This is a genomic window from Lactobacillus nasalidis, assembly GCF_016587775.1.
GTDB lineage: Bacteria > Bacillota > Bacilli > Lactobacillales > Lactobacillaceae > Lactobacillus > Lactobacillus nasalidis.
Genome location: NZ_BOCG01000462.1, coordinates 1 through 3,126 on the forward strand (window position 1 = coordinate 1; position 3,126 = coordinate 3,126).

Below are 3,126 nucleotides of genomic sequence, written 5' to 3' on the forward strand. Positions count from 1 at the left end.
AAGCAGCCGCCTGCTGGCCGGCCGACATGATCTTGGCTTCAAACTGCTTTTGCCGCTCTTCTTCCTGCTGGCGGCGCAGATCGGCCGTCAAGCGGTTGTAGATGGACAAAGCCGACATGTTGCCAAAGCCGATGGCGGCGTACATGTCCTCGTCGGTCTTAAAGCTGAAGTGGTCCAGCACTTCGTCGATGTGGCTCTTGTCCAGGTATTCCTTGGCGCTGAGGCCGTTTTCCTTGAGCAGGTCGGTCAGCTCGTTTTTGCCCCGGGCCACGCTTTCTTCCCGGTCAACGTCACGGAAGTAGCGCCGGATCTTGTTCTTGGCCCGGGAAGTCTTGACCATCTCTGCCCAGTCTCTGGAAGGCCGGGCGTTGCTTTGCGTCAGGATGTCGACGACGTCCCCGTTTTTCAGCTTGTAGTCAAGCGGCACCAGCTTGTCGTTGACCTTGGCCCCGATGGCGTGGTCTCCGACTTGCGTGTGGATGGCATAGGCAAAGTCCAGGGTAACCGACCCCTTCGGCAGCTCGTAGACCTCGCCTTTTGGCGTAAAGACGTAGACCTTGTCGGCAAAAATGTCCGAGTGCACTGCTTCCATAAACTCGTCGGCATCGCTGGAGTCTTTTTGCAGCTCCAGGATTTCCCGGCCGATGTCCAAAGCGCCGCCGTCTTTTTCATCGACTCCCTGGAAATTGCCCCGCTTGTAGGCCCAGTGGGCGGCAACACCGTATTCGGCTACTTCGTGCATTTCTTCGGTTCTGATTTGGATTTCAAGCGGCTTGCCGCCAGGACCGATGATGGTCGTGTGCAAGGACTGATAGCCGTTGGCCTTCGGCATGGCGATGTAGTCCTTAAAGCGGCCCGGCATTGGCTTCCACTTGGTATGAACCGCGCCCAAAACGGCGTAGCAGTCCTTGACCGTCGGCACGATCACGCGGACGGCCAGCAAGTCGTAGATTTCATTGAAGTCCTTGTGCTTGTTGACCATCTTCTTGTAAATGGAGTAGATGTGCTTTGGCCGGCCGCTGATGTCGTACTTGATGCCCAAAGAATCCAGGGTGCCGCGCAGGTAGTCGATGGCATCCTTGATGTAGCCTTCCCGCTCGCTGCGCTTGGCGTCCATCATTGACACGATCTTGTAGTACTCTTCCGGGTTCATATAGTGGAAGGACATGTCTTCCAGTTCCCACTTGATGGTCCCGATCCCCAGCCGGTCAGCCAGCGGGGCGTAAATATCCAGAGTTTCAGCAGCAATGCGGCGCTGCTTGTCCGGGCGAAGGTGTTCCAAGGTGTGCATGTTGTGCAGGCGGTCGGCCAGCTTGACTAAGATGACCCGCAGGTCCTTGGCCATGGCAATCAGCATCTTCCGGTGGTTTTCAGCCAAAAACTCCTTGTGGGACTTGTATTCGTACTTGTTCAACTTGGTGACCCCATCAACGATGAAGGCCACGTCTGCCCCAAACTTTTCCTTAATGTCGTTGTTGGTGACAGAGGTGTCCTCAACCGTGTCATGCAAAAAGCCGGCCGCAACCGTGTCCGGGTCCAGGCCAAGCGTGGCCAGGGTCCCCGCTACTTGCGTAGGGTGAACGATGTAAGGCTGGCCGGATGCCCGCGTCTGCCCCTCGTGGGCCCTGGCGGCAAATTGATAGGCGCTTTCGACAAAGGCCAGTTGGTCAGCAGTCATGTATTTTTTGCAGGCGGCCATGACCTGCTCATGAGTCATTTCAGTATATTTTGACATCTTTGATCACCAGTTTCTAAGTTTTAATTAATCAATACCTGTTATTTTAGCTCAAAAAGCCGCTCTTAAACAAGCTTGGCGACTTACTCGCCCGCGTATTAGAAAATGAGAAATTCTTTTACTAATATTTTAACTCATTTAACTGCCTTAGTCTTCCTTGCGGGAAATTGCCAGGCCGACCCAGCGGCCCGCCCGCATCTTCAAGTCGATCTTGAAGGAATGCTCTGCCAGGGCTTCCTCGATCTTTGGCAGCTGCAAGTAGTCGATGCCGGAGAAGATGACCTGGCCGTCTTCATTCAAGTGGCTGTCCAGCTGCGGAATCAGGTCCAGCAGAATTTCCGCCAGGATGTTGGCCACGATCAAGTCGAACTTGCCGTCAACGTCAGCCAGCAGGCTGGTCTTTTGCAGGGCAATGTCGTGGATGCCGTTTAAAGCGGCATTTTCTTCAGCTGCCGTCATCGATTCATCAGAGATGTCCGTTGCCAGGACGCTTTTGGCGCCCAGCTTGTGGGCGCCGATGGCCAAAATCCCCGACCCCGTGCCCACGTCGGCAACCGTCAAAGGCTTGACCATGGCCCGCTCGATTCCCAGCATGGCCAGCTGGGTCGTCTGGTGGTTCCCCGTCCCGAAAGCCAGACCCGGATCCAGGCGGATGATTTCCTGGTCCTTGAAGGCCGGCTGGTAGTCTTCCCATTCCGGAACGATGGCCAGGTGCCGCGACAAGTTGATGACATGGTAGTACTTTTGCCAAACGGTGTTCCAGTCCTGGTCAGCCACGTAGCTGACGGAAATGTCGCCCGGGGCAGTCTTCAGGCCATAGCCGGCCAGTTCAGCCAGCTTGTCTTTAAAGCGCTTGACCGTTTCTTCAGCGTCAGTTTCCTCGTCAAAGTATGCGATGAATTCCAGCTCATCCGGCAGATCTGGAATGTCGTCCATGTCAACGACCGTGGAGTCATGCAGCCAGCCGGCCTGCTCGAAGTCGCTTCTGCGGCGCGCTTCCGTGCCCAGGGCCTTTAAGTCCTCGCTGGCAAAATAAGCCAGGGCATCTTCGACGTCATAACTGCTTTCAATCTTGATTTCCAGTAATTTCATATTCATGTCTTCTTTCTTTAGCTTCTTCACTTAAAATGGTATCATGTAAAGCGGTGATAACAATGTCAAAAAAGAAAAAGAATAAAGACAAATTAGACAAGACCCTGGTTGAAAAAATTCTCGACCAGCAAAAAATCGCTTACCAGCAGCACATCAGTGAAATCAGCGAAGACCATGGCGTCGCTCAAGTCGGCGCCGCCAACCCCGTCTTAGACGGCCACCCGGTCTACAAGACCCTGGCCGTCAGCGGCAACAAGACTGGCCCGATCGTCGGCGTGGTGCCGCTCAGCGGCCACCTG

At 54.8% G+C, this 3,126-nt stretch carries 3 protein-coding genes; 1 reads left to right on the forward strand and 2 read right to left on the reverse strand.

What is annotated here, in order from left to right; all coding sequences use genetic code 11:
* Together lacNas_RS08800 and prmA are read right to left on the reverse strand one after the other, a co-directional pair.
* Positions 1 to 1,735: RelA/SpoT family protein (locus lacNas_RS08800; RefSeq protein WP_201346784.1), on the reverse strand; the 1,735-nt coding region annotated here is incomplete at its 3' end.
* Between the two features lie 147 nt (positions 1,736 to 1,882).
* Complete coding sequence (prmA, locus tag lacNas_RS08805) at positions 1,883 to 2,827, reverse strand: 50S ribosomal protein L11 methyltransferase (protein ID WP_201331952.1); 945 nt, start codon at positions 2,825 to 2,827, stop codon at positions 1,883 to 1,885.
* Between the two features lie 62 nt (positions 2,828 to 2,889).
* On the opposite strand from prmA, the gene lacNas_RS08810 reads away from it, so the two are divergent.
* On the forward strand, positions 2,890 to 3,126 hold a 237-nt coding region (locus lacNas_RS08810), incomplete at its 3' end, for a YbaK/EbsC family protein (protein ID WP_507762779.1).

Excerpts from the sequence above, each read along its gene's own strand:
- prmA (WP_201331952.1), bottom strand. The coding sequence starts at position 2,827 with ATGAAATTACTGGAAATCAAGATTGAAAGCAGTTATGACGTCGAAGAT.